The sequence below is a fragment of the Paraburkholderia caffeinitolerans genome, assembly GCF_902859945.1.
GTDB lineage: Bacteria > Pseudomonadota > Gammaproteobacteria > Burkholderiales > Burkholderiaceae > Paraburkholderia > Paraburkholderia caffeinitolerans.
In genome coordinates this window covers 1-25,900 of record NZ_CADIKL010000066.1, presented here as the reverse complement: position 1 = coordinate 25,900, position 25,900 = coordinate 1, and the positions used below count along the sequence as shown (strand labels likewise).

Here is a 25,900-nt window from a genome sequence, read left to right as displayed (position 1 = left end):
TCACGAAACCCATCAAGCGCCCACACTTATCGGCTGTAAATTTTTAAAGAGCAATTCGTCTTAATCGCTTCGTTTTCGTTCGCAGCGATCAGCGAAGGAGGCGAATTATGCAGCCCCAAGATCCACTCGTCAAGAGAATCTGGAATATTTATTTCTGGAGCCGCCACACTGATTATGTGGGGCGAGATTCCCGCCTCGCGAAGCGCGCGAATGCAAATGCAAATGCATGGCCACGAACTCAGCGTCCACCCGAGTTCAGTCGACAAACAGAGCAAAGGTACATGGCCCGAATGCACGTCCCTTGATGGCGGACGATTTTTCCAGCACAAGCGTGAAAGGAGCGCCGCCCGTCATCGGTGCGCATTCGGGATCGCGCTCGCCACGCAAGCCGCGTCAGGCACCCATCGAGACCGGCGGCGCTGATCTCAGCACAACCGGCGGGTGCAGGGTGAGGTTGCCGCACGCGGTTAGTAGCGCAATGGACGATGCCTCGTCCTGGGGTCCAATTGGGCACACGACGCCCCATGGCGCAACCCGAATCGTTAGCCAATTTGCGGCGCCAAGTGCGGGCTCGAAAGCGCGAGGTGCGGAAATTGGTGGGTCTGAGTGGTCGCCGGAAGCCAACCAACTTCCCATGGGAACCGCTCTCATCACGCCTAGACCTCTCGACAAGCTCGCACTACCCGACGACCTGGACGGCCGCAACGGCACGAACCGCGCCATCGGACGCCGTCAGATCGGCGCCTATGACGATCTCGACGCCTTTAGCGCCTGGCTTGCACGTGTGGCCAGCACGAAAAACGCATTCGATAATTATCGCAAGGATACCGAATTATTATTGGTGTGCTTAATCGTCCAACTCAGCAAGCCACTATCATCGCTTACGCACGAGGATCTGCTTCTGTAACAGCACTTACACAGCAATGAATCGTTTGGCGGCTACCGAGCCGCGCTCAGCGAGCCATGCCACACTGGAATGGCACTTATGCCCGCGAACCATCTACTGCCGTTGTCACATGTCACCGAAGATAAAGCCAAGATGAGCCCGATCACTCGTCTCCCAACCTTCTTCTTCGGAGATCACCATGTCGCTTCAGGACAAACTTGACGCATTCAAGGCGGATTTCAAGGCCGGCAAGGCACCCTACTTTGCCCCGCCGGAAATCCATCCGATCATGGAACGCGCAACGGCCGAACTCATCGCAAGCGGCCAGGCGGCACGCGCCGTAAAAGCGGGCGACCTCGCGCCAACCTTCCGCCTGAAAGACCAGGACGGCAACGAAGTGTCCTCTGTGGACCTGCTGAATCAGGGCCCGCTCGTCGTGACGTTCTATCGCGGGGTATGGTGTCCCTATTGCAATCTGGAATTGCAGGCGCTCAACGAAGCGCTGCCCGAACTGCAGCGCCATGGCGCCCGCGTGGTGGCGATTTCACCGCAATCCGCCGTCAATAGCCGCAAATCGGTGCGTGTGAATGGCCTGAATTTCCCGGTCCTGAACGACGCGCACAATGAAACCGCCATCACATTCGGCCTGCGCTTCGCTCTGCCCGATTATCTGGTCGACCTGTACAAGGCGCTCAAGAGCGATCTGCCCGCCTTCAACGGCGACCCGAGCTGGACACTGCCAATGCCGGCGCGCTATGTGATCGGCACTGATGGAGTCGTTGCCTACTCCGAAGTCAATCCCGACTATACGCACCGCCCCGACCCATCCGAAATGATTCCGGTGCTGGATAAGCTCGCTCAACGCGCCTGACGCCCCAAGCGCCCTCGCGCGAAACGTCACAAAGCCATTTCGGCCAGCACGCTCTCGACGAACGCCACGAACGCCCGTGCTCTCGACGTCACGAGCCGCCCCGCCGGAAACACGGCCCACAAGTCCAGCGGCGGCAACTGCCAGTCGGTGAGCACGGCGCGCACGCTGCCGTCGGCGAGTTCGGGCGCGAACATCCATTGCGAGGCCACTGCGAGACCCACGTGGCCGAGCACCGCGGTGCGGATGCCTTCGGCGGCGCTCACGCGCACGCGGCCCGACACCACCACGGCCGTTTCCTTGCCGTTCTGGCTGAACGACCAGGAGTCGCCGCCGCCGCGCTGCGAGTACACGATGGCCTGATGGCGGATCAGGTCGGCGGGTGTCGCGGGCACGCCCGCCGCCTCGAAATACTGCGGCGTGCCCACCACGAGCCGCGGGCTGCGGCCGATGCGCCGCGCGGTCATGGCGGAGTCGTCGAGACTGCCCATGCGCAGCGACACGTCCATGCCCTCTTCCAGCAAGTCGATATTGCGGTCGTCCAGAACGATGTCGATTTCGAGTTGCGGATGCTGGTCGAGAAAGCGCTTGAGCGACGGCATGACGTGCAGGCGCGCGAACGTGGGGGCCGCCGATACGCGCAGCCGCCCGGAGACGCTCTCCGAAGACTGCTTCGCGGCGTGCTCGGCCTCGTCCGCCTCCTCGATGGCGACACGCGCGTGCTCGTAGAAGCGCTGGCCCGCATCGGTCGTGTTGAGACCGCGCGTCGAGCGCAGCAGCAAGCGCGTGCCAAGCCGCTCTTCGAGCTGCGCGACGGATTTGGAAACGGCGGGCTGCCCCACGTTCAGCCGCCGCGCGGCAGCGGAAAACGAGCCGGCCTCGACAACGGCGACAAAGGTTTCCATGGCGGTCATGCGGTCCATTGCAAATCCCTTGTTTAATCTAGCCCGAGAGTAACAGGGAACTGCGAGGGAACTGCGAGGGAGCTACGCCGAAACCGACCCGCTACTGCACGCGCGCTGCGCGACGCCGCGACGGCAGCGCATACTCCGCGGCCTGCCAGGCAAGCAAGCCGGGCACATAAAACAGCAGATCGCGCACGCGCCGCGCGCCGGCGAGCGCGAGACACGTGGGCGCGTCGAAGCCGAGCAGTCCACCGATCAATACGAAGCCGCCCTCCTGCACGCCCAGGCCGCCCGGCACCATAAATGCAGCACTACTGACAAGCTGAATCAGCGCCTCGATCACGAACGCCTGCGCGAAGCTCGCCTGCGCGCCGAGCACATACAACGCGCACCAGATCTCCAGCGCGTAGCCCACGCACTGGAGCGTCTGCCAGATGAGCAGGTAGCGCACGACCACACCCGTCTGCCGCCAGATCAGCTTGACCGATTGATCGACGCGCGCAGACTTGCCCACCAGATCGACCACCTTGCCGCTCGTGATCCGATTGATGACGTGGGCGGCCCGTTCGAATGGCCGTGCATGCTGAACGAGCGCGAACAGCACCAGCACCGGCGCGATTGCGGCAATGCCCCAAGCCAGCCGGCCCGCCACGCGCGCGGCATCGGAACTCGAATGTTCGAGCAGATAGCCGGCGGCCACCAGCCCGAAGACGAATTGGCTGATCACGGTGAGTTGCATGTCGGCGACGAGACTTGCCACCGCAGTTGCAGGACGCACGCCGACGCGCCCAAGCAGGCGGAACGACACGATTTCCCCGCCGATGCGCGCGACGGGCAAAAGATTGTTGATGGACTCGCGTATCCACACGATCCGGAGCATGGTCGCGAACGACGGGCGCTGCGCCCGGCGGATCAAGGTGCGCCAGTCCCAAGCGTTCGCGCACATCGGCAGGATATGCACCAAGGCGGCCAGTACGAGGCCCATGCCCGCGCCTTGCAGGAGTTGCAGCACGGCTGCGGGATGGTCGCGCCATACGAGCCACACGGCCACCGCAAGACCACACAGCGCAGCAATACGTCCGAGGTATTTCATCCGTGATTATTTATATTCCGCTCACTTGTCATGTACGGGTGACAGCATCCCGTTCGCATCCACGCGAAAGCGCGTGCCGCGCCACACCACCCCCGACGAGCAAAAGCTCGCCACATAAATCGCGAACTGGGCCGCATCCCAAAGCGGCAGGCACAGCAGCCCACTGCATTTTTTCCCAGTGGCGCGATCGGTCCTCCAGACCAGCAGCGCGCGTACGCACAATGCAACGCCGGCCAGCGCCCATGCGGGAAGCGCGCCGCCCGACATCGCCACCGCAAGCAGCGCGAGCGGCAACGGATGCATGAACACCGCGCCCAGATGCCCCGAACGGTCCGCCGCGCGGATGGTGCGGCTCCAGCGCAATTCGTGCGCGAACACCCTTGAAAACGTATTCTCCGCGCAAGCATGCTCCACCACAATGGGCGGAATAGCGACGGTGGCGCCCGCGCGCCGCACGGCCTCGCCCACCGCGTGGTCCTCGGCAAGGTGATGCGAGAACTGGGCAAGACCGCCAATGCGCGTGAGCATCTCCCGAGTCATGGCGATGGACTGGCCGAAACACGGCCGGGCGCGCCCGAGCGCAAGACCCGTGACCACGCCAGGCAGAAAATGATAGTTGGTCAGCGCAGCGGCAAGGCGCGGCCAGAACCCCGGCGCATTGTGACCGCGATACACCATCGTCACGAGACCCACGCCCGGCTGCTGCAGCGTCCCGACGATATGGCGCAAATAATTCGGTTCGACGCAGACGTCGCTATCGGCAAAGCACAGCACCTCATGCTCGGCCTTTTCGAGCATGTTCACGAGATTGGCGATCTTCCGGTTGGGCCCGTACAGGCGCGCATCGGCCACCACGGTGATGCGCGCGCCGGGATAGCGCGCGCGCAATTTTTCGACCGATGCAAGCGCCGTGTCGCACGCATCGTGAACGCCAAAAAGATACTGCACAGGCCCCGGGTAGTCCTGCTCGAAGAAACTGGCGAGATGCGTTTCGAGCTGCCACTCGTCGCCGCGCAGCGGCTTGACGATAGTGACGGCGGGAAAGCGCTGCGGCGCGGCCACCTCGCGCGCGAAAAAGCGCCCGATCAGCCAGCACGCCACGGCGGTATAGACAATGCCGAGGATGGCGCCAAGGCCGCACAAGCCCGCGAGGCATTGTGCGAGCACATGAGAAATAGTCAGTAGTGCAACATGACCTGGCACGACGGTCACGGACGCGATATCGACAGGCGCGGCGACCGCAATCATGACGCCGCCCGTGCGTGCCATCGCCCGGCGGGAAGGCAAAGCTGCAAAAGCCAAGGCTGCAAAAACATTACAAACCCCCTTCGAATGCCTGTCTGGTTCGTCCGCGGTTCGTTTGCCGTTCCCCAGCTAAACGAGCGTACCAATGTTTTCTGACGAAAAGATTAACTGCCCACCGAGGGTTTCGTCCCACTTAATCTTGAGTTAACCGTCGGTGGCTACAATCCGGCCTCGAATCCACTTCCTTTGCGTCGAGGTCACCATGAATACCCCGTTACGATACGATGCGCCCGCGCGTCTTCTCCATTGGCTCGTCGTGGCGCTCGTGGGCGCACAGTTCGTGCTGGGCTGGACGATGCCCGACGTCCACCACGATACCCAGCCGGTCGGCTTGATTGCCGCGCACCTGATCGTCGGCACCTCGCTGATCGCCGCCATGGCGCTGCGCATTCTCTGGCGTGCCACGCATCGCCCGCCTGCCGGCGAACTCGCGCAGCCGCTGCGCACGCTCTCCTCGCTCACGCACATTGCACTTTACGCGTTGCTGGTGGCCGTGCCGGTGCTCGGCTGGATCAATGCCTCGTCGCGGGCCTGGCCGCTCACGCTGTTCGGCGTGGCGCCGCTCCCCGCGCTCTCGCCGGCGGGGTCGCCATTCGGGCATGCCATGGGCGACATTCACAGCGTACTCGCGTGGGCCTTGTTTGCGCTGATCTGCCTGCATGTTGCGGCGGCCCTGCTGCATCGCTTCGTGATTCGCGATCGCGTGTTGCAGCGCATGGCATTGTGGTGAGCCGCGGACCCGAATCTCATGCGGCTGCCGCCGACTGCTGAGTCAATTGTTCGGCCGCAGCCACAATTTCCCCGCGCAGCCATCGGTGCGCGCCCGACGTATGGCGGCGCGCGTGCCAGACCGCCGATACCGTGAACGGCGCCATTTCCACGGGCGGTTCGAGCACCTGCAACGGCAAATTGCCGGCGATGCGCCGCGCAGTCAGTTCGGCGATCATGCCGATCATGTCCGATTGCGACACCAGCATATGGGCGAGCATGAAATGCGGCACCGTCACGGCCGTGCTCACGCGAATGCCGAGATGCTCGTAGAACGCGTCCACGGCCTCCTTGACGGCTCCGTAATGGCCGCTGACGCGAATGTGCCGTGCAGCGCGGAACTGCTCGGCGGACAGGCCGCCCTGAATATGCGGATGCCCCGCGCGCACGATCGACTTGAGGCGATCGGTAAAGAGCTTGCGCACGTAGTAGTTCGACGGGGCCGAATCCTCATTCCAAAGAATCAGGTCGAGCGCGCCTTCGCGCAGCGCGGCCAGATCGTCGTCGGGTTCGAGCGGCTTGACGTTGATTGCGACTCCCGGCGCCGCGACGCTCAAACGGTCCATGAGCACGGGCAGCAGCAGAAAGCCGATGTAATCGGTGGTGGCAATCTCGAACGTGCCTTCGAGCGTTGCGGGAACGAACCCGTCGTCGGGCTCGATCAGCGCGCCCACCACGGCCAGCGCGCGATGCAGCGGCTCGGCCAGTTCCAGCGCGCGCGGCGTGGGCGCGAGGCTGCGCCCGGCCGTGACGAAGAGCGGATCGCGAAACAGATCGCGCAAGCGGTTGAGCGTATGGCTCACCGCCGATTGCGTCATGTTGAGCTGCCGAGCCGTGCGCGTGACGTTGCACTCCCTGAGCAGCGTCGCGAATAGCTGTAACGATTTCAAATCGACGTTTTGCAACCCTCCTCCTTGTATTGAGCACGCGAGCAGACGGCTCGCGCGGGGAGAATTGCATACCGGCGCGGGTTTGCCTATTCGGCGCAACCCGCGGCGCAACCCGCGGAGCAACCCGCGCCGGCATGGCTCGCTTCAGGAATTCGACTGCACTGTTTCGATTGCCGCGAAGGTGGCCTTTTCGGCTTTCGAGCCCCTGATCAAATTGAAGAACAGATTCAACACCACCGCCGTCACGGCCGCGAGCAGGATGCTGCTGTGAAGCAGCGGTGCGAGTTGTTGCGGAAACCGGCTGAAGAAGTCGGGGTTGACCACCGGCAGCAGACCGACGCTCACGCTGATCGCCACGATATAGGCGTTGAAGCGGTTCTCCGTGAAATCAACCTGCCCGAGAATGCGCACGCCGCATGCCGCGATCATGCCGAACATGATCAGGCCCGCGCCGCCCAGCACGCAGGCAGGCACCGACGCCACCAGCGCCGACATCTTCGGCACGAGCCCCATGATCATGAGCAGCACCGCGCCCACCGCGCAGACCCAGCGGCTGCGCACGCCGGTAATGCTCACCAGCCCGATGTTTTCCGCGTACGAGGTATAGGGAAAGATGTTGAAGAACGCGCCGAGCAGCGTGCCGGCGGCATCTGCGCGAAAGCCGTTGGCCATCTGCTTCGCGTCGACTGGCTTGCCGGTCATCTCGCCCACGGCGACGAACATGCCCGTCGCTTCGATGAACGTTACGAGCATCACGATCGACATCGCCACGCTGGACCACAGATCGAACTTCGGCGCGCCGAAATGAAACGGCATCACCATGCCGAACCATGCCGCCTGATGCACGGCGGAGAAGTCGATCGTGCCAGTGAACGCCGTGAGCCCCATGCCGAAGACGATGCCGAGCAATACCGCGATATTGCGCACGAACCCGTTGAAGTACTTGGTCACGACGAGAATAAAGACGAGCACGAGAAACGACATGCCGATCAGATGCGGGCTGCCGTACTCGGGATTGCCGATGCCCCCGGCGACCCAGTTCGCGCTCACGCCCATCAGGCACAGCCCCACCACGAGAATCTCGGTGCCGATCACCACCGGCGGGAAAAAGCGCAGGAGCTTCGCCATCAGCGGCGCGGCCAATAATCCGAAGATGCCGGAGCAGATCATCGAGCCGAAAATGCCCGGCAGGCCGAGCGCGGGATTCGAGGCAATGGCGATCATCGGCCCGACGCTGGTGAACGTCACGCCCATCATGATCGGCAGGCGAATGCCGAAATTCTTGAAACCCACCGACTGAATGAGCGTCACGAGTCCCGAGACGAACAGGTCGACGCTGATGAGATACGTCACCTGATCTTTCGGCAACTTGAGCGCCATGCCGATAATGAGCGGCACGGCGATCGCGCCGGTGTACATCACCATCACGTGCTGCATGCCGAGCAACGCGAGCCGCCCCGTGGGCAACACTTCATCGACGGGCTCCCGCGAGTCCGCGGGCAGATAGCGCTTCGATTGAGCCATATGATCCTCTCTGCTGTGTGCGGTACGTGCTTTTAAATGGAATGAATCTGTCTACCCAAAAATTCTTCCAACGTTCAGGATGGCTGATTAATTTGATACGATGCGGAGCCCGGAAAAATGCCAGCCATCACCACGAAACCCGGTAGCGCCTTGACGCGGTCGGTCCAGCGGCGAATGGCCGGGTAGTCCAGCAGCGAGATGCCGCCTTCTTCGGCGAGCATCACATAAGGAAAACAGGCGATGTCGGCGATGGTCGGATGCTCGCCGGAACAGATCCAGCCGTCGTCGTCGCGCTCGGCGAACCAGAGCCGTTCATCCAGCACGCGAAAGAGCGCGCGCGCTCCACTACGGGCCGCGTCGGCGTCGAGGTCGTAGCCGAAGACTTCGGCCAGACGCGCGGCCGACGCGGTTCCGGTGATGCCATCGGCGAACGCGAGCCACATATTCACCTCGCCTAGCCGGCGCGGATCGTCGGTTGGATACCAGCGGCGGCTCGCGTCATAGCGCGCGGCCAGATAGCTCAGAATCGCCTGGGCGTCGCGCAGTACGAAGCCATCGTCGTCGAGCACGGGCAACTGGCCCAGTGGGTTGAGCGCGAGAAAGGCCTCCTGCTTGTGCGCCTTGCCCGGATAGAACTCGACGTCCGCGCGTTCGTAGTGCAGTTCCAGCAGACTCATCATCAAGCGCAGCTTGTAGCAGTTGCCCGAGAGTTCGTAGTCGTAGAGCTTGATCACAGTCGCTTCCTTAAAGGTCGAGAATCAGCAGGTCGGAGCGGCTGCGCGAGACGCAAGCGAGCATACAGTCGCCGCGCTGTTTTTCGTCGTTGGAGAGGTAGACGTCGCGGTGTTCTGGCTCGCCCTGTGCGACGCCCACGCGGCAGGTGCCGCACACGCCCTGCTCGCACGAGGTGGTCACGGTCACGCCGCGCGCACCGATGGCATCGGCGAGACTCACGCCGGCCGGCACCACGAATTCCTCGCCGCTGCGTTGCAGGCGCACGCGAAACGGCTGATCCCCGGCATGCGAGACCTCGTTGGCGAACAGTTCAAAGTGAACGTGCGACTCGGGAAATCCCATTTCGCGCGCATTTTCGCGCACCAACTCGATGAGTGGACGCGGTCCGCACACGTAGACATGAGCGCCGTCCACGGCATCGCGCAACGCCTCGCGCACGGCGGCTCCGGTTCGGGCAACGTCCAGGCCCGCGTGCAATTCCACCTGCGAGAGCTCGGCGAGTCGGCTCGCAAACGCCATGTGCTCGCGGCTGCGCACGAAGTCGTGCAGCCGGTACGGCACGCCCGCATGCTCCAATGCGCCGGCCATCGCAAGAATCGGTGTGATGCCGATGCCGCCCGCGATCAGCACAGCAGGCGCGCCCTCCACGAGGCGGAAATGCGCCTTGGGCGGCGAAACGAGAATCTGAGCGCCCACCTCCAGCGCATCGTGCAGCGAGCGCGAGCCGCCGCGCGAGGCGGGTTCGCGCTTCACGCCGATCACAAAGCGGTCGCGTTCGCCCGGTGCGTTGACGAGCGAGTACTGGCGCACGCAGCCTGCGGGTGTCTGCACGTCGATGTGCGCACCGGGCTCCATCGGCAGCGACGCGATTTCGGGCGCGGTCAACTCGAACGCGACGATGTCCTGCGCGCTCACTTCGCGCCGCAGCACCGTCGCGGTCAGCCAGCGCTTTGCAGCGTCCGGCGTGCCTGAGCGCACCGCGATCGGAATGACACGTTGCTCGCGCAACGATGCCGTTGCGTGCGCGTCTCGCTCCACCGTACGGCGCAGCGCATTCAGCAAGCGGTTGTGAAAGCGCGGCAGATCGATCTCCGCCGTTGCAGTGAAAGCCGCATTGCCGTGCACGATCGTTCGCGCGTCGCCGGCCGGTTGCAGCCAGAACTGGACCGAATGCGCGCCATCGGCGTTCTGCCACGCAATGCCGACGCGCTCGCCGCTGCGCCGCACGGAAACGCTCGCGTGCACCGCCTCGCCGTCCGCAAGCGCGTACAAGGCGAGCGCATCCGCCACCGCCTGGAGCGGCGCATGGAACGGCAGACTGCGCAGCGCCACGCCGGGCGCGGCGGTATGGTCGAGACTATCGGCCACGCTGTCTTTCGCTGCTGGATCGAGATTGACCCACAGGCAATCGTCTTTCTCCGCGACGGCGAATGTGCGCGCGCACAGGCTCGCCGGAGGCTCCATCTGCAAGGACGCGGGAATATGCGTGCAGCGCCCGTCGCCTGCGCGGTATTGCCAGCCGTGGTATTGGCAGCGCAAGGTCTCGCCGGTGTTCGTGCCCAGCGTGAAGCGCACGCTGCGATGGGGGCAGCGGTTTTCCCAGGCGTTGATGGTGCCGTCGTCGGCACGCCAGAGCGCAAGTTCCACGCCGTGCAACTGGGTGTGAAAGACGTGCCGCAACGGCACGTCGGTAGCGCGGCCCACCATGTGCCAGCCGCGCGGGAACGACGTTATCGTTTGGTCCATGATCGAAGCTCAATGCGCAGCGGATGAGGAGGTGCCGGTCGTGCTCGATGTGCTGAACGTGCCATAAGCAACGCCGCGTTCGCGCAGCCAGCGCCGGTAGGCGACCGACATGGCGTCGGCGCGCGTGGGCATTTCGAACGCGGGATCGAGCGGCAGCGTGCGCGGCACGTGATTGGACAGGATCATCAGGTCCTGCCCAAAGATGGTTTGCTGGAACAGCCTCAGGCCGCTGTCCGAGGTGGTGTCGTCGAGGTAGACCAGCACCGTGTGGGCGACGCATCGGCTCTCGTCGACCGGCTGCACGAACAGGCAAATGACATCGCGCCGCGTGGGCTGCTGCGGGCTGGTCTTGTACAGCATCGCCGTGAACGGGCGCGCGACGCGGTACACGTAGTGGGCGTCGATGCCCGTTTGCGCGGAAGCCGCGCTCATCGGCTGATAGAAACGGCAATCGTGCGCGAAAAGCTCCCCGCCTTCGAGCTCGACGCGATACGGCGCGACCTCGGTGTTCGGTTCTTCGCCCAGCAGGCCCGTATGCACATAAGGGAAATGCGCCATGTCGAGAAAATTCTCGATCACGCGCAGCCCGGACGCATGCACGGCGAACGAGCCCGCGCCCAGAATGCGCCGGCCGGGTTCGTCGAATTCGGGCAGCGCGAACGTGTCCGCCGGCGGCTCGCCCAGCGAGAGCCACACGGTATGCAGCCGCTGCTGCACCCCGCAGGGGCTGCCCGTGTCGGTGCGCGTTGCGCGCACGGCGCCCATTTCGTCGAGCAGGTAGTTGACCGGCACGCCGAGCAGGCGCGTCGAATACATGACGCCGGGTTTGACGTCCTCTATTACCGCTACCGGATACCACTCGTCCAGAACGGACGATTCAATGGTCATCTGTTGTTCTCCCATCCAGGTCGCGCGTTCCATGCGCCGTGGGAGAACGGTAGAGGCTTCAAAAAGCCGCAGCCAACGCTATTCCTTCATGCGAGGTATGAATGATTTCGATGGGTCGTAGCACAGGCGCGCATTGAGCACCCTGGGCGCGCACTCCGGAATCCGCACCGCGATGTTCACGTCTCAATTTTCCTGTTCACACGCTCAGTGATTCCAGGAGTATTCCTATGCGTTTTGAGACTACAACCACATATTCTTATTAACCCAATCAACCAGATAGGAATGGTCAATGACCTTCAACAAGAAAATCGCCGCGATCGCCGTGGTCGTGGCTGCCGCCGCTCCGGCCATGGCGTTCGCGGACAGCGCGAACACCATCAACTTCCAGGGCGAAGTGACGACCCAGACCTGCACGGTCACGATCAACGGCAACGCAGCAAGTCCGACGGTTCTTCTGCCCACCGTCTCGACCTCGGCTCTCGCGACTGCGGGCAGCAACGCCGGCACGACCAACTTCACGGTCGGCGTGACCGGTTGTACGTCGCAGGCGAGCGCGACGCCGATCAAAACGGTGTTCGTCGGCAACCAGGTCGACAACAACGGCAACCTCGGCAACACCGGCACCGCAGGCGGCGTCGCGCTGCAACTGCTGGATCCCACCGCGCCCTCCACGCCGTTCAGCCTGCTCGGCGCCACCGGCTATGCCGCTCCCGGCCTAAGCCTCGCTGCTGGCGCGACCTCGGCAACGCACAACTTCGCGGTTCGCTACTACAGCGCAGCGGGCAGCGCCACCGCCGGTTCGGTGCTGGGAAGCGTGCAGTACGCGCTCAGCTATCAGTAAGACCAGCGCGCCGGGCCCGCGGACTTCCAGGGCCTGGTTTCTCAATCGTTCTGCAAAGAAGGTAAAACGGCATGACGTGGTTCAACGCGAAACTATTCAAAGTGATGGCGCCGCTGGCGCTGGCGGCGCAACTGGCAAGCGCGTCGGCCAGCGTCGTCATGCCCGCGACCCGGGTGATCTACGCCGCCGACGCGCACGAGCAGACCATGCAGTTCACGAGCCAGAATGACTCGCCAAGCGTCATGCAGATCTGGGTCGACTCCGGCAATCCCGAGTCCACTCCCCAGACCGCAGACGCCCCCTTCGTCGTGACGCCACCCGTTTTCAGGATCAATCCGAAGGCCGGACAAACTGTCCGCCTCGTGTTTACGGGCAAGGCACTGCCCCAGGATCGCGAATCGGTGTTCTACCTGAACACCCTGGAGATTCCGTCCATCAACCGTGCTTACGCCGACCAGAACCAGATGCTGGTGATGCTGCGCAACCGGCTTAAGGTTTTCTATCGCCCGGCAGGCATCGCGGGCAGCGCGCAGAAAGCGCCTGAGCAGTTGAGTTTCCATCTCGAGAGCGAAGCCGGCACATGGCGTATCCACGCGAACAACGCTTCGGGCTACTACATCTCGCTCGTCGAAGGCAGCCTCGTCAGCGGCTCGCAGGTCGCGAACTTCACGCCGTCCATGATCGCGCCGCATTCCGGGCAAAGCTGGAAGGTCGAACTCGCGCGCCTCAATGACAGCGCCGCCGTACGTGTGAAAGTGAAATACGTAGACGACTACGGCGCAACCCGCGACGCCGAGTATCCGCTCACCGGCACGACGGGAAAAAACTGAGATGAAGCGTTCGGTATACGCCGCGGCGCCCCCTACGCGCCGCGCGGCTAGACGCGCCTCGAGAAAAGAGCTGCAGTCGGCCTCCAGGCTGTCGCTCAGCATGGTCGCGCTCGGGTTCGCGGTGCCAGCGCTCCCGGTGTTCGCCGCGCCTGTCGATATCGACGCCGGCGATTCCGGCATGGCCGCGCCGTCCGCGTCCGCCTACAACTTCGACAACCGGCTGCTGCTGGGTTCAGCGCTGGGCGTGGCCGACATCGAGCGCTACAACAAGGCGAGCGTCGTCGACCCGGGCCGCTATCAGGTGGACATCTACCTGAACAGCAACTTCATCTCGCGCATGGCCGTCGAGTTTCGCGCGGCCCAGGACGGCGAGTCGTACCCCTGCCTGAGCGATGCGTTCCTGCGCGAAAGCGGCGTGCTCGTCTCCGGCATCCCGTCCGGCGGCGACCCGGCCAATGCCGCGCCCGCCGAGGCGCCGCTACCCGACAGCCCGAGCGGCCTGGCCGCCGGCGCGCACGAGGCCGGCGGCACGGACACACCCGGGCAATGCCTGCCGCTCGCAAAGCGCATCGAAGGCGCGTCCACGACATTCGACCTGTCACGCCTGCGCCTCGAAATCAGCGTCCCCCAGGCGATGATGAAAAGCGCGCCGCGCGGATCGATCGACGTCGCGAGCCTCGACGCCGGTCAGACCGTGGCCTACGTCAACTACGACACCAACTACTACACGTCGTCGGCGCTTGGCTACAAGGCCAACTCGTTCTACGCAGGCCTGAACGCGGGCGTGAACATCGGCCTCTGGCGCCTGCATCAGCAATCCGCCTTCAGCTATTCGGACGGCGGCAATTTTCACTACTCGCGCTGGAACAATATCCGCGCCTATGCCGATCGGCCCCTGCCGCAAATCGGCAGCAATCTCGTCGTTGGACAGAACTTCACCGGCGGCAACCTGCTGAGTTCGGTCGGCTATACCGGCTTTCATATCGAAACCGACGAGCGCGCCCTGCCCGATTCGATGCAGGGGTATGCGCCCGTCGTGACCGGCATCGCGAATACCAATGCGCGCGTGGTCATCAGCCAGAATGGCAATACGATCTATCAGACCACGGTCGCGCCCGGACCATTCAGGATTACTGATCTCAACCCGACCAGCTTCGAAGGCGACCTGACCGTCCAGGTGTTCGAAGCGAACGGCCAGGTGTCCTCGTTCGTCGTGCCGTTCTCTGCCGTGCCGAACTCGCGGCGCGCGGGCTCGTCCCACTACAGCGTGACGGTCGGCCAGGTGCGCCAGATCGAGGGCGCGAAGGCCACATTCGCGGACCTGACCTACGAGCGCGGCCTGACCAATAACTTCACGCTCAACAGCGCCACCCGCCTGTCCAACGACTACCAGGCGCTGCTCGCGGGCGCGGTGTTCGCCACTCCCGCCGGCGCATTCGGCGTGAACGCGTCGTGGTCGAACGCGCTCGACGCGACCGGCCATCACACCAACGGCTGGCTCGGCTCCGTCACCTACAGCCATACGATCGCGGCCACCCAGACCACCTTCGCGCTCGCCGGCTACCGCTATTCGACGAGCGGCTACCGAGATTTCGTCGACGCCCTCGGCGCGCGCGCCGCCTGGCAGACCGGCCAGAACTGGTCATCGAGCACGTACCAGCAACGCAACCAGTTCACGGTCAACGCGAACCAGAGCTTCAACAGCTACGGCTCGCTGTCACTGTCGCTCGGCGTGAGCAACTACTACGGGGCCAAGGCGCGCGATACGCAGTTCCAGATCAGCTACAACAACCATTTCAGGTCGTTGAGCTACAACCTGACGTTCGTGCGACAGCACACCGGGCCGCTTTACACCAGCAACGGACCGGGCTTCTACGCGGGCGGCGGGCAGACGAACTTGCAGACGGGCGTCCAGTATCCAAGCTCGAACACGTTCATGGCGACCGTGTCGATTCCGCTCGGCTCCGGGCCGCGCTCCGCCTCGCTGTCCGGCGGCGTCACGCTCGACTCGAATTCGAGCAGTACTTATCAAACCTCGGTCTCGGGCATCGCCGACGAGGCGCAGACCATCAGCTACGGCCTCACGGGCACGGCGCAGACCGGCGACGGCCAGCGCAGCATCAGCGGCAATATCCAGAAGAACCTGTCGATGATCACCATGGGCGCAAGCTACTCGCACGGCAACGGCTTCTGGCAGGGCGGCGCCACGGCGCGCGGCGCAGCGGTCGCGCACAGCGGCGGCGTCACCCTCGGGCCGTATCTCGCCGACACGTTCGGCGTGGTCGAAGCCAAGGGCGCCGAAGGCGCGACGGTGCGCAACGGCCAGGGCGCGCAGGTGGACCGCTGGGGCTATGCGATCGTGCCGTCGCTCACGCCCTATCGCTACAACGACGTCGCGCTCGACAGCAAGGGCATCGGCGCCGGCGCGGAGCTCACGGGCAACCAGTTGCGCGTCGCGCCCTACCCAGGCTCCGCCGTGCTGCTGCGCTTCGCGACCCTGACCGGGCATGCCGTACTGATCCGCTCCACGCTGCCGGACGGCAAGCCCCTGCCGCTTGGCGCGGACGTCCTGAACAGCGAGGGCGCCGCCATCGGCATGGTCGGCCAGGGCGGCCAGGTCTATGCGCGCGTGCCTGCGGATCGTGGCGTCGTGACCGTGAAGTGGGGCGAGCGGCATGAAGACCAGTGCGCGCTTGCGTATGACGTCAGCGGACGGGACCCCAAGGCCGCCCTGGTGAACCTGACGGCCCGTTGCACGCCCATCGAGGCGTCGGCAAGGCAATGAACGACTCGCCGCTCAACGGGACGATAGTGACGAGACTGGCCGCGATCCCGGGCGCACAGGCCTGCGCGTGGCCCCGCCGGCCCCTCATCGACAGAAAAAATCCGCAATCGAAAGTGACCTCCATGTCCGGCAGATTCTTGAATTTCCTTGCACGCGCGCTCAGCGCGCATCGCACTCTCTGGCTGACGCTGCTCGCATGCGCGCTCGGCGCGGGCCTGCCTGCATCGTCGCGGGCGGTGTCCACGTCGACGGGATGCTACAAGATCACGGGGCTCACCAGCGACCCGAACAGCGCGTACTACACCGATCCCGGCACGATCACGACGAACTGGGTAGGCTCGACCGATACGGCGGGGCAAGGCGCCTACCCGATGACCGTCACGATCAACACCCCGCCCTTCGTGCCCGACGGCACGCTGCTCGGCAGCGCCGTTTCGCCGGTCTACAACATGGGATCCAACGGCGTGGGCACCTACAGCCCCGAACAGGTCCTATGGCGCTGTTCGCCCGAGGCCGCCACGGCCAATGGCCTGTTCGAGTTCTACTCGACCAATGGCGACAACGACTATGCAGGCAAGTGGGACGCGAGCGGGGACTCCGGCATCCCCGGCACCTACTACACCTATTACAAAGGCCTCATCTCGCGCATCACCAACCTGACGACGGGACAGTACGCCTCCCGCTATTGGGCGGCGCGGCAGATGACGGGCCTCGACAAGGACAGCCAGGGCTGGCTGCTCGTGAAGGCCAAGAACTTCAGCCAGTACAAGCTCGAATTCTTCCAGTGCAGCGCCTGTACCGCCTACTATTCCAACACCGCCGCCAACCCCGGCTACTGGTCCTACACACAGCCGGTGGGTTACGTGGTATTCGTCGCGCCCAACTTCGGCGGTAACGTAACGATCGGGGCCGACCACAACGTTGCATACGACGGGTTTTACGGCCGATGGCCGGGAGCGATCAACCCCTACAACACCGTCTACATCAGGCGAACGGCAACCTGCGCCGTGACCAATGCCACGCCCGTCGTGAATTTCCCGCTGATTACCGTAAACGAGCTGAATAAGGGCGTCACCCGTCAGTTGCCGGTGACGATCCAGATGCAATGCCAGTCCACGACCCCACCCGGCATGGGCGCCTTCGCGAGCGGCACCGCGACCAACCAGACCGCGCTCGGCATCCTCGCGCAGCCAGCCAATGCACAGGCCGCGGTCTCGACGGGACTCACGACCGCCGGCAGTGGCGTGACCTATCTGCTTTCCGACGGCTACGGCACGGATCCGTCGGTGGCGAGCGGCGTTGGCGTCGCGCTGACGAGACCGGGCGGCGGCGCGCTGAACTTCCTCACGAACCAGTATGTGACGCTGGGCGGCGCGAATGACGGCTGGGATCCCGTCCTGAACGACGCGACCTCGACCGGGTCGCCGGGCACAGGATTGACTTCGTACACGCGCAAGATCAATGCGACCTTCAAGGCCTTTGCGCCTGGAAAGGTGGCCGTCACGCCCGGCCGCTACAACGCCACTGCCCAGGTGATCGTCCGTGTCCAGTAACGCCGACCAAACCATGGGGGCCGCGCCGCCTTGCCGTGTTCGCGCGCACGAATCAGGGCCGCGCGGCCGTCATGCACGGGCGCGTGCCTGGTGGCCCCTTCGCGTCGCCCGTCTTGCCCACTTCGCTCAATGCACGCTCGCACTCACGGCACTGCTGGCCGCCGCGCTGAGCCTGCCCGCTCATGCGGGCGTGACGCCCGAAACATCGCGCGTGATTTTTCCCGCCGGCGAGACTGAGCAGTCGCTGCAGGTCTTCAACGCCAACCCGTATCCGGTGCTGGCCCAAGCGTGGATCGACGACGGCCGCATCGACGGCGTGCCCCAGGAATCGAGCGCTCCGTTCGTGGTGCTGCCGCCAATTTTCCGCATGGCCAAGGGCGACCAGCGCAGCCTGCGGATCATCCACGCCGGCGGGCAGCTGCCGTCCGACCGCGAATCGCTGTTCTGGCTCAACCTGTACGAAATCCCAAGCCTGCCCAAGCAACAGCAGCCCGCCAACGCGCAAGCCGTCACCGTCACGATGCGCACACAGATCAAGGTCTTCGTGCGCCCGGCCGGACTGCCCTACGGGTCGCGCGAACTGCCGAAGCGGCTCACCTTCTCGCTCGCACGGGCCGCGGGCAAACTCACGCTGAGGATCAGGAATCCCACGCCCTACTACGCGAGCTTCAGCGCGGTCCTCGTAAAGGCCGGCGGCCACTCGCAACAGATCACGCCCGACATGGTCGCGCCGCTCTCCACCTCCACGCTCGCACTCGAGCAACTCGATGCCCAGGCGGGCGAACGCGCCGAGGTGCTGTTCTCGCTGATCGACGATGACGGCATCCAGGCGGTGGACAGCGTCAAGGCCGAAATCGCCCCTTGACGCAAGCTGCGGGCGCAAGGCGTCCGAGTGTCTGGATACGGCGCACGCGCACGCTCTATTCCGCTTGCCCCGCGCTCTCCAGCATCACCTGCAGCAATACGTTGGCGCCCGCCTCGGCCCATTCAGGCGTAATCGCCTCGCCTTCGTTGTGGCTAAGACCGTCGATGCACGGCACGAAAATCATGCCCGTGGGCGCGACGCGCGCGAGATAGCAGGCGTCGTGGCCCGCGCCCGACACGATATCGGCATGCGGCAGATCCAGCGTCACGGCCGCGCGCCGCACGGCGTCGATGCATGCGGGCGCGAACGGCACCGGCGCGTAGTCGAAGATCTGCGTGATCGTGTGGCCAAGCTGCGCTTCCTGCGCCACGCGCACGAGTTCGGCACGCAATTGCGCATCGAGTTCGGCCAGCACACCCGAATCGGGATGACGAAACTCCACCGTGAAAAAGCAGCGCCCCGGCACCGTGTTGCGCGAATTGGGCTTCGCCTCGATCATGCCGACCGTGGCGCGCCCATGCGGTGCGTACTTGCGCCCGAGCGCCTCGACGAACGTGATCATGCGCGCCGCGCCGGCCAGCGCATCGCGGCGCAGGTCCATCGGCGTGGTGCCCGCGTGCGCGTCCACGCCAACGAGTTCGATCTCATACCAGCGCTGCCCCTGCCCCGCCGTGACGACGCCAATGGTCTTGCAGCTGCGCTCGAGAATCGCCCCCTGCTCGATGTGCAGTTCATACGCGGCATGCACCGGCGTGCCGCCCACCTGCTCGTTGCCCGCATAGCCGATCTGCGCAAGCGCCTCGCCAATCGTGGTGCCTGATGTATCGGCGCGCGAGAGCCCGTATTCGACCGCGTACACGCCCGCATAAACGCCCGACGCGATCATCGCCGGCGCGAAGCGCGAGCCTTCCTCGTTGGTCCAGATCACGGCCTCCACGGGGTGCTCGGTCTGCACGCCTGCATCGTTGAGCGCGCGGATCACTTCGAGCCCGCCCAGCACGCCGTAAATACCGTCGTAGCGGCCGCCGGTCGGCTGGGTGTCGGCGTGTGAGCCGGTCAGCACGGGCGCGGCGTCGGGATTGCGGCCCGCGCGGCGCGCGAAGACGTTGCCCATCTTGTCGACGCGAATCGTGCAGCCCGCCTCGCGCGCCCATTGCACGAACAGGTCGCGCCCTTCGCGGTCGAGCTCGGTGAGCGCAAGGCGGCACACGCCGCCCTTCTCCGTCGCGCCTATCTGCGCCATGCGTTCGAGCGAGTCCCACAGCCGCGCGCCGTTCACGCGCAACGCGGCCAGATCCAATGCGCCATGCTGTGAGCGTTCAGTCATTGGCGCGCTCCTCTGCCGACTTGGCGGATTGATCCGGTTCGGCCGGTTTCGCATCGCGCATGCGATAGCGGAAATCGCAGCGCTTGCCGCCCTGCATGATGGTGCTCGTGCGCGTGAGTTCGACGCGGGGGTCATAGCCCGAGATGAATTCGGCATCGCGCGCGCAGCTCAACAGATGACCGATCTCGCCGAGACCCATCGCGTGATACATCTCGGCATAGGCACAGCGATGCACGTTGTAATCGTAGGCTTCGTCGTCGGCGCGCAGCGTTTCCACTTCGAGCGCATCGTCCTTTTCCCAGAGCACCTGAAGCGCGACGAACGACGCGATGCTCGTGCCATTCGGTTCGCGCGCCGCGAACTGGCGGCCCGCATCGATCGCCGCGCCGCGCACGGCCTCGGCGATCACCGCCTGGGCGCGCTCGATGCCGAAGTCGCGCTTGAGGATCTCGTAGATCGGCTTGATGATTTCCGCTTCGATGCGCCGGCGCGCGAGAATGCCGAGCGTCTCGCCGTTCACGCCAGTCTCGTCGGCGACGCCTTCGCGTGGTTGCTGTGTCATCTTCGTCTCCTTGTTACGTCGTTACACCGTTACGTTCAGCGGGCAGCGGTCTTCGCGGCTGTCTTCGCGACTGTCTTCGTTACCGCGCCGCCGCCGAGCACATCCACCACGGCCCATTTACCGTCCTTCACCTGATAGATCGTATAGGCGGGATCGATGAGATTGCCTTGCGCATCGAAGCCAATCGCGCCGGTCACGCCATCACGATGAATCGAATGCAGCGCCGCGACAATCTTTTTCGGCGCAACGGAATTGGCCTGCTGCGTAGCGGCGATCAACGTCGCTGCCGCGTCATAGGCAAACGGTGCGTGCAATTCGATCGGCGCGTGCCAGCGCGCGCGGTACTGCGCATCGAACGCCGCGCCGCCCGGCATGCGATCGAGCGGACGGCCCGGCTCCAGCGCCGTCACGCCATCGCCCGAGGGCCCGGACAGCGTGAGGAAGGTCTGGCTCACGAAGCCGCCCGCGCCGAGCAGCGGCGCCTGGATATGCAATTGACGCATGCGGCGCACGAGCGGCGCGGCCTGGGCATCGAGGCCGCCGAAGAAGATCAAATCGGGACGCTTCGCCTTGATGGCCGTGAGCACGCCGCTGAAATCGAGCGTTTTGTCGGTGATGTACTGGTGATCGATCACCGTGCCGCCGTTGGCCTGCACGCCCTTGATGAACTGGTTCGCGAGCCCCGCGCCAAACGCGGTCTGATCATCGATCACGGCAATGCGTTGCGCCTTCAGCGTCTTCACGGCATAAGCGCCGGTGTACGCGCCGCCATCGTCGTCGTGGCCCATGATGCGAAACGCGGTGTCGAAGCCCTGCTGCGTGTATTGATGGCCCGTCGAAGCCGGCGCGATCTGCGCGATGCCCGCGTCGTGATAGACGCGCGCAGCCGGCACGCTGCAGCCGGTGTTCCAGTGGCCGACCACGCCAACCACGTGACGGTCGACGAGCTGCTGCGCGACCGTGACAGCCGTGCGCGGGTCCGATTGATCGTCGGCGCTCACGAGCTTGTAGACCACGGGCTTGCCCGCAATGGTCGGATGCTTCGCATTGGCGTCGTCGACGGCGAGCTGCGCGCCGTTTTCCAGGTCCTTGCCGATGCGAGCCGATGCGCCAGTCAGCGGCGCGGCGAGCCCGATCAGCACCACCTGTTCGTCCTGGGCGTGCGCGACGCCCGTGAAAAGCGACGCCGCAAGCGCGGCAACCGGCAACAGCAGAGCTTTCTTTTTCATGTTGATCGATCCCGATGAGCCCGTGTATTGAGGCGCTATTGAGGCGCATGCCTGCCCACCCCGAGGGCATCTGGCGCGCGGCCTTGAATAGTGAAAAAGATTAGTCTTTTGAGTGCCGCGGTCTAAATTACGTTTGGTTCGATCGATATGCCATCGCCCCACTATGGCAATTAAGACGCTGTTTTATATGGGAAATCCAGGTTCCGTTCGCGCCACACACCTTTCGATATAATTCGACACATGAATAAAATTCAGCAAATCGCCGATGATCCGCCCCTGCGGGCGGTGCGCGCGTTCGAGGCGTTTGCGCGTCATGGTTCGGTCGCGGCCGCCGCGCGCGAACTCGACATCACGGCCTCGGCTGTGAGCCATCAACTGCAATTGCTCGAATCGTTCGTGCAAACGCCGCTGACGATTCGCCGTGGCCGCGCGCTCGTGCTCACCGACGAAGGCCGCGACTACTATCGCTCGATCAGCGCGGCGTTTTCGGTGCTGCGCAGCGCCACGGGTTTCGTGCGCGAACGCTCGTCGCGGCGGCAGATCACGATCAGTCTGATTCCGCTCTTTGGCATGGGCTGGTTCATTCCCCGGCTGCACGACTTTCTCGCGGCCAATGAAGACGTGGACGTGACGGTGCTCTACGCAAATCACCGCAATTACCGCAGCGACGCCGCCGATTTGTCGATCCGCTTCGGCACCGGCGACTGGATCGGTTATACGAGCACGCCGCTTATGTCGGGCGCGGTCGTGCCGGTCTGCACACCGCGCTTTTTGCAGCGCTACGGGCCGCTGCGCAAACCCGCGGATCTCGCGGGCGTACCGCTCGTTCACGACGAGGACCGCAGCACCTGGGCGAACTGGCTGCAAAGCATGGGCGTGCGCCACGTCGCGCGCACCGAGGGGCCGCTGTTTGAAGACGGCCAGCTCACCTTGAGCGCCACGCTCGCCGATCTGGGCGCGGCGCTGATGCGCGCGCCGCTGGTCTCGCGCGAACTCGCGTCGGGTGCGTTGCGCAAGCTGTTCGATCACGAGCTCGACGACGGGCGGCACTACTACCTGTGCTGGCGCGCCGACGCCGAAATGCCGGACGGCGCGCAGCGGCTCGCGCAATGGCTGCTGGAATCGGTGAAAGCGCGTTGATGATGCGTGAAATGCGGCCAGCGTCGCCCTCCATCAGCATATGATGGACGGCACTGGTACACCCTGCCGAATAACCTGCGCGTGTGGATCGGACGTGCGTATCGCTACGGCGTCGAGACAGGTACGCACCCGACGCCCAGCTACGTGCAGGCGCACCGCGCTGCGCTCGACTGGATACGCGAGCATGAGGTGCAGTCACTTGAATAACTGCGCCCGCTGTCAAAATCTTTACTTCTTGTCCCCCTGCATCCGATGAAATTCCGCGCATGTGTGACCCGTGGCGCTCTTGCAGGTCTCCCCGCGTGGGAACTTGCCGAAGCCGTAAGTTTCCTCATGTTCCAGATGAAGTCCGTCGCTAGTCTCCAGGACAAAAATGAGGTGAGGAAAATCTGGACAACCAATAATTGGCGGCGGGCCATCAGGGTCGCTTGGCGGCGGTGGGTCTTTCCGGGTCAAGGTCCATGTTTTGACGACAGCCCCGCCCGAATAGGCCGCTTCCCGTTTCCCACGATAATAGATGTACCCGTGAAGTCTGAAATAGCCGTTACCCAGATACCGGAACGACCCATCAACAAATCCCGTTGCTACGCCCTTCACGTAGAGCATCCCGTCACGCAGATAGAACAGGTGGTGATCGTGTTGGGTGCTCATCTTCAAACGCAATGGTTTTGGTGCGCTTTATGTCGTTCGCAACGTCCTCGTCGAATTCGAAATCATAGTAGTAACCGACGTCGTAGCCATTGATATCATGTTCGCTGCCATAGTGCCAGGTGACCTCGTGTATATAGCTGCACGCCTCCACGCCATTGGCAAATACTAGAATCGATAGTAATGCCAGCATTCGAAAAATCGCATTCATACTGCTATCCGCTAGAGGATAGCTTCGCCAGCTTGTCTGGACTGTTACGAAGGTCCGAAGCCGGTGTTGCATGGTCGATCTTCGAAATCGTGTGCGCGAAGCGCTGGGTCATTTGCCCGCCTCCGGTTTGCCGTACTGTCCGGTGTTGCCGCGCAGTTTGCTATCGGGATATGCATTCCATCGCCAGGTTTTCACCGGCCCGCTTTCGAGACTGTGGCCGCCGACACTGCGCAACAGCGCGCGCTCCGGAAACTTCTCACCCTTGCGGAGTAGCTGTGCATCGTCACCGCGCGAAGCGCTCTCGTCATAGTCACCATAGGCACGGTAATAGCCCGTTTCCTCGACCGGCACACCGGGAGGCATACCTTTATCCCGCAGCAGTTCGCGGCGGTACGCTTCGAGTTGATGGAGTTGCTCGTCGTTAGCAGGATAGTCCTCCGGGAAATCAACCTTGAAATTCGCGATTCTGAATTCCGCTGCGCCCTTTAACAGTTCAGGCCCAAGTATCTTGCCGATTGAGACCGTTCCGCCAATTTCATTCCTGCCCTTCGAAATTCGGTTATTCGGATAGCCTGCAAATTTCAGGTAACGCACTTGTCCGGGCGGAATTTTCACTACGTCACCTGGGTAATCGCTCGCATTGAGGAACTGCCTTGCCCCAAGCATTAAAGAAAAATCATGATCGTCGTCATTCACCAGGCCTCCGCCAATACTTATGTTTGACGATTTAGAAATTGGATTAAATACGCCCTCCCATGTCGTCGGGCTACTAAAAGCGATCTCGCTATTCCCACTGTTTTTAAATTTGAATATAACTATCAGCTTTCCATCCTTCTGTGTAAATTCGGCTGACACGTCAAGCTTTGCCACTGGCGTTCCGGTTTTGTAGAACTTCGTGATGAGTTCGCGCGTGGGAGTCAGTACCGCATAGCCGACATCCTGCGGTATTGACGGCGTATCCATTGTGAGGTTTACCTCGCGTCCATCCTGACACGTTACGCTTGCCGAGAAGAAACCGGGGTTGCCCGGACGCAAGTTCGGCACGTCCTTCATCGCGCATACCACGTTACGCATGTTACGCATGGTACTGCGATCCTCGTCGGAGATGTCTCCTTCGAATACACCTATGCCCGTGAGAAACGGGCGTTCCCCCATCGTTTGCCCCCGGAATACCGCCAGAAAGCGATTCCCCTTCAGGCCAACTGAATCCATCGAGTTGAACATCGTGTTGCCCGTAATGCCAAACCCCATGAGTTCATCTTTTGCCATGACCGCCTCGCAAGTGGATAGTGCCGCAATAACAGTGAATCCCAATAGTGCTCTTTTCATGTTCATGCCTCTATATGGGGGACAACCTTCCAGTCCCAGCCTGTTTGCCTGCCAAACCAGTCCCTCACCCGATTCAGGTAGTACGAGGGCATTTTTACTCCCGGATCATAGACACCCGGACCCATCAGCGTCGTACGGCCGATACCCTGCCACATGTTCTTGTCGGCGCTTGCAGTCGCAAGCGCCAGATCGATCTGTTGCTGTGTGTTGATGTATTTCTTGTGGATCGCGCCTCCCCGGTCGAAGTACTCGTCAGGAAAGGAGAAAAGGTGACCCGTCTCATGCTGCTGGACGTGCTCATTAGGTATCAGCATCCATTTCGTATCTTTGTCGTCGCGCTGGACATTCAGCTCTCCCCAATTCCCCGAATCTGCGCGTGTTGCGGTTGGATATAGATTGACCTGCGCATGATGCGTCTCGTTTGGATCGGTAACAAAATCGATGACGAATTTGACGGTGATCTGTGATTCGCAACTCGATGCACCTTCATTCTCCGCAGATTTCGGACATGTCTTGATTGTCAGTTTGTATTTGTTCTTGTTCAGAAATTCTTCAATCGCTGACTTCATATTCGGCAGGTTCGTAATTTCCGTTGCAGCACGTCGCTCTTTTACAAAGGACTCGGCGTTTTTTACATCGGTATCCCGTGTGGATTCGTAGGGAACGGTCTCGCTTACCTTGGGATTGCGGGGATCAATTTGTCGAACCCGCATCGGCACGACAAGGACAATCACCCGCATCGTAATCGTCCTGCTTGCGGCATCGAACGCGATATCGAAAGTTCCTTGGGCGCCCGAATACTTCAGGAATTTTTGCTTCGTGGTCGTTGGATCAATCCACGGTCTTCCATCCGCATAGATACCCCAATAGTCTCCGCTCTCCATATCCCATGTGACGGTGGATCTGGGAATGTCACGCAACGTGCGCTGGCATGGCTCGGTGGTGGTGTCCCCAACCGGGATCGTCCGTGCG

General features: G+C 63.1%; 25 protein-coding genes and 1 pseudogene. 11 read left to right on the top strand and 15 right to left on the bottom strand.

The features are described from left to right. Nucleotides 1-634: 634 nt before the first annotated feature. Complete coding sequence (locus HV773_RS34920; protein ID WP_175198380.1) at nt 635-907, top strand: hypothetical protein; 273 nt, start codon at nt 635-637, stop codon at nt 905-907. A gap of 178 nt (nt 908-1,085) precedes the next feature. Further along, nucleotides 1,086-1,757: a peroxiredoxin-like family protein gene (locus tag HV773_RS34915; protein ID WP_129564234.1), complete on the top strand. Its 672-nt coding sequence runs from the start codon at nt 1,086-1,088 to the stop codon at nt 1,755-1,757. 26 nt (nt 1,758-1,783) lie between these two features. Here HV773_RS34915 and HV773_RS34910 read toward each other — a convergent pair whose 3' ends face one another. The 3 genes from HV773_RS34910 to hpnI form a co-directional block, all read right to left on the bottom strand. Further along, a complete protein-coding gene (locus tag HV773_RS34910) occupies nt 1,784-2,677 on the bottom strand; it encodes a LysR family transcriptional regulator (protein ID WP_129564233.1) in 894 nt (297 codons plus the stop codon). 82 nt (nt 2,678-2,759) lie between these two features. Continuing rightward, nucleotides 2,760-3,752, bottom strand: coding sequence for a lysylphosphatidylglycerol synthase domain-containing protein (locus HV773_RS34905; protein ID WP_129564232.1), 993 nt, complete (start codon nt 3,750-3,752; stop codon nt 2,760-2,762). 21 nt (nt 3,753-3,773) lie between these two features. Continuing rightward, on the bottom strand, nt 3,774-4,934 hold the full coding sequence (gene hpnI, locus HV773_RS34900; protein WP_377729451.1) for a bacteriohopanetetrol glucosamine biosynthesis glycosyltransferase HpnI: 1,161 nt from the start codon (nt 4,932-4,934) through the stop codon (nt 3,774-3,776). 64 nt (nt 4,935-4,998) lie between these two features. Between hpnI and HV773_RS37340 the strand changes: the two genes are divergently transcribed. Beyond that, entirely contained in the window at nt 4,999-5,130 is a 132-nt protein-coding gene (locus HV773_RS37340; RefSeq protein ID WP_281365334.1) for a hypothetical protein, read from the top strand. A 129-nt stretch (nt 5,131-5,259) separates the two neighbouring features. Beyond that, nucleotides 5,260-5,787 carry a cytochrome b gene (locus tag HV773_RS34895; protein ID WP_129564230.1) on the top strand — a complete coding sequence of 176 codons (528 nt, stop codon included), beginning with the start codon at nt 5,260-5,262 and terminating at the stop codon, nt 5,785-5,787. Between the two features lie 16 nt (nt 5,788-5,803). Here the strand turns inward: HV773_RS34895 and HV773_RS34890 are convergent, their stop codons facing one another. The 5 genes from HV773_RS34890 to HV773_RS34870 all read right to left on the bottom strand — a co-directional run bounded on the left by HV773_RS34890 (nt 5,804) and on the right by HV773_RS34870 (nt 11,608). Further along, nucleotides 5,804-6,730 carry a LysR family transcriptional regulator gene (locus HV773_RS34890; RefSeq protein ID WP_160113502.1) on the bottom strand — a complete coding sequence of 309 codons (927 nt, stop codon included), beginning with the start codon at nt 6,728-6,730 and terminating at the stop codon, nt 5,804-5,806. Between the two features lie 129 nt (nt 6,731-6,859). Beyond that, the gene (locus tag HV773_RS34885) at nt 6,860-8,239 is read right to left on the bottom strand and encodes a nucleobase:cation symporter-2 family protein (RefSeq protein WP_129564228.1); all 1,380 of its coding nucleotides are present in this window, start codon (nt 8,237-8,239) and stop codon (nt 6,860-6,862) included. 74 nt (nt 8,240-8,313) lie between these two features. Next, entirely contained in the window at nt 8,314-8,973 is a 660-nt protein-coding gene (locus tag HV773_RS34880; protein ID WP_129564227.1) for a glutathione S-transferase family protein, read from the bottom strand. 10 nt (nt 8,974-8,983) lie between these two features. Next, on the bottom strand, nt 8,984-10,720 hold the full coding sequence (locus HV773_RS34875; protein WP_129564226.1) for a Rieske 2Fe-2S domain-containing protein: 1,737 nt from the start codon (nt 10,718-10,720) through the stop codon (nt 8,984-8,986). Nucleotides 10,721-10,729: 9 nt separating this feature from the next. Beyond that, nucleotides 10,730-11,608: an aromatic ring-hydroxylating oxygenase subunit alpha gene (locus tag HV773_RS34870; RefSeq protein ID WP_129564225.1), complete on the bottom strand. Its 879-nt coding sequence runs from the start codon at nt 11,606-11,608 to the stop codon at nt 10,730-10,732. Nucleotides 11,609-11,897: 289 nt separating this feature from the next. Between HV773_RS34870 and HV773_RS34865 the strand changes: the two genes are divergently transcribed. The 5 genes from HV773_RS34865 to HV773_RS34845 all read left to right on the top strand — a co-directional run bounded on the left by HV773_RS34865 (nt 11,898) and on the right by HV773_RS34845 (nt 18,482). Next, nucleotides 11,898-12,449 (top strand): fimbrial protein, encoded by a 552-nt coding sequence (locus tag HV773_RS34865; protein WP_129564224.1) that lies wholly within the window; start codon nt 11,898-11,900, stop codon nt 12,447-12,449. A 71-nt stretch (nt 12,450-12,520) separates the two neighbouring features. Then, nucleotides 12,521-13,279: a fimbrial biogenesis chaperone gene (locus HV773_RS34860; RefSeq protein ID WP_129564223.1), complete on the top strand. Its 759-nt coding sequence runs from the start codon at nt 12,521-12,523 to the stop codon at nt 13,277-13,279. A 1-nt stretch (nt 13,280) separates the two neighbouring features. Continuing rightward, on the top strand, nt 13,281-16,064 hold the full coding sequence (locus HV773_RS34855; RefSeq protein WP_227875467.1) for a fimbria/pilus outer membrane usher protein: 2,784 nt from the start codon (nt 13,281-13,283) through the stop codon (nt 16,062-16,064). A gap of 122 nt (nt 16,065-16,186) precedes the next feature. Next, nucleotides 16,187-17,617: a fimbrial protein gene (locus tag HV773_RS34850; RefSeq protein ID WP_129564222.1), complete on the top strand. Its 1,431-nt coding sequence runs from the start codon at nt 16,187-16,189 to the stop codon at nt 17,615-17,617. Continuing rightward, nucleotides 17,607-18,482, top strand: a complete 876-nt coding sequence (locus HV773_RS34845; protein WP_227875466.1) for a fimbrial biogenesis chaperone — start codon at nt 17,607-17,609, stop codon at nt 18,480-18,482. Before HV773_RS34850 ends, HV773_RS34845 begins: the two co-directional genes overlap by 11 nt. Nucleotides 18,483-18,537: 55 nt before the next feature. Here HV773_RS34845 and HV773_RS34840 read toward each other — a convergent pair whose 3' ends face one another. From HV773_RS34840 to HV773_RS34830, 3 genes are read right to left on the bottom strand one after another with little or no spacing between them, the layout of a single operon-like run. After that, nucleotides 18,538-19,809, bottom strand: coding sequence for a Zn-dependent hydrolase (locus HV773_RS34840; protein WP_129564221.1), 1,272 nt, complete (start codon nt 19,807-19,809; stop codon nt 18,538-18,540). Continuing rightward, nucleotides 19,802-20,371 carry an L-2-amino-thiazoline-4-carboxylic acid hydrolase gene (locus HV773_RS34835; RefSeq protein ID WP_129564220.1) on the bottom strand — a complete coding sequence of 190 codons (570 nt, stop codon included), beginning with the start codon at nt 20,369-20,371 and terminating at the stop codon, nt 19,802-19,804. Before HV773_RS34835 ends, HV773_RS34840 begins: the two co-directional genes overlap by 8 nt. A gap of 35 nt (nt 20,372-20,406) precedes the next feature. Next, nucleotides 20,407-21,600 (bottom strand): branched-chain amino acid ABC transporter substrate-binding protein, encoded by a 1,194-nt coding sequence (locus HV773_RS34830; protein ID WP_129564219.1) that lies wholly within the window; start codon nt 21,598-21,600, stop codon nt 20,407-20,409. Nucleotides 21,601-21,840: 240 nt separating this feature from the next. Here HV773_RS34830 and HV773_RS34825 point away from each other — a divergent pair, with 240 nt between their 5' ends. Continuing rightward, nucleotides 21,841-22,740 carry a LysR substrate-binding domain-containing protein gene (locus HV773_RS34825; RefSeq protein WP_129564218.1) on the top strand — a complete coding sequence of 300 codons (900 nt, stop codon included), beginning with the start codon at nt 21,841-21,843 and terminating at the stop codon, nt 22,738-22,740. A gap of 81 nt (nt 22,741-22,821) precedes the next feature. Beyond that, nucleotides 22,822-22,947, top strand: coding sequence for a hypothetical protein (locus tag HV773_RS37335; RefSeq protein ID WP_257791195.1), 126 nt, complete (start codon nt 22,822-22,824; stop codon nt 22,945-22,947). A 21-nt stretch (nt 22,948-22,968) separates the two neighbouring features. Here the strand turns inward: HV773_RS37335 and HV773_RS34820 are convergent, their stop codons facing one another. From HV773_RS34820 to HV773_RS34805, 4 genes and pseudogenes are all read right to left on the bottom strand, one after another. Beyond that, nucleotides 22,969-23,391, bottom strand: coding sequence for a hypothetical protein (locus tag HV773_RS34820; protein ID WP_129564217.1), 423 nt, complete (start codon nt 23,389-23,391; stop codon nt 22,969-22,971). Next, on the bottom strand, nt 23,351-23,599 hold the full coding sequence (locus tag HV773_RS34815) for a hypothetical protein (RefSeq protein WP_129564216.1): 249 nt from the start codon (nt 23,597-23,599) through the stop codon (nt 23,351-23,353). The genes HV773_RS34820 and HV773_RS34815 overlap by 41 nt, the downstream gene beginning before the upstream one ends. A gap of 108 nt (nt 23,600-23,707) precedes the next feature. Next, nucleotides 23,708-24,868, bottom strand: a complete 1,161-nt coding sequence (locus HV773_RS34810; RefSeq protein ID WP_175198379.1) for a hypothetical protein — start codon at nt 24,866-24,868, stop codon at nt 23,708-23,710. Between the two features lie 62 nt (nt 24,869-24,930). Next, a pseudogene (locus HV773_RS34805) lies at nt 24,931-25,900 on the bottom strand (hypothetical protein); the annotation flags it as partial.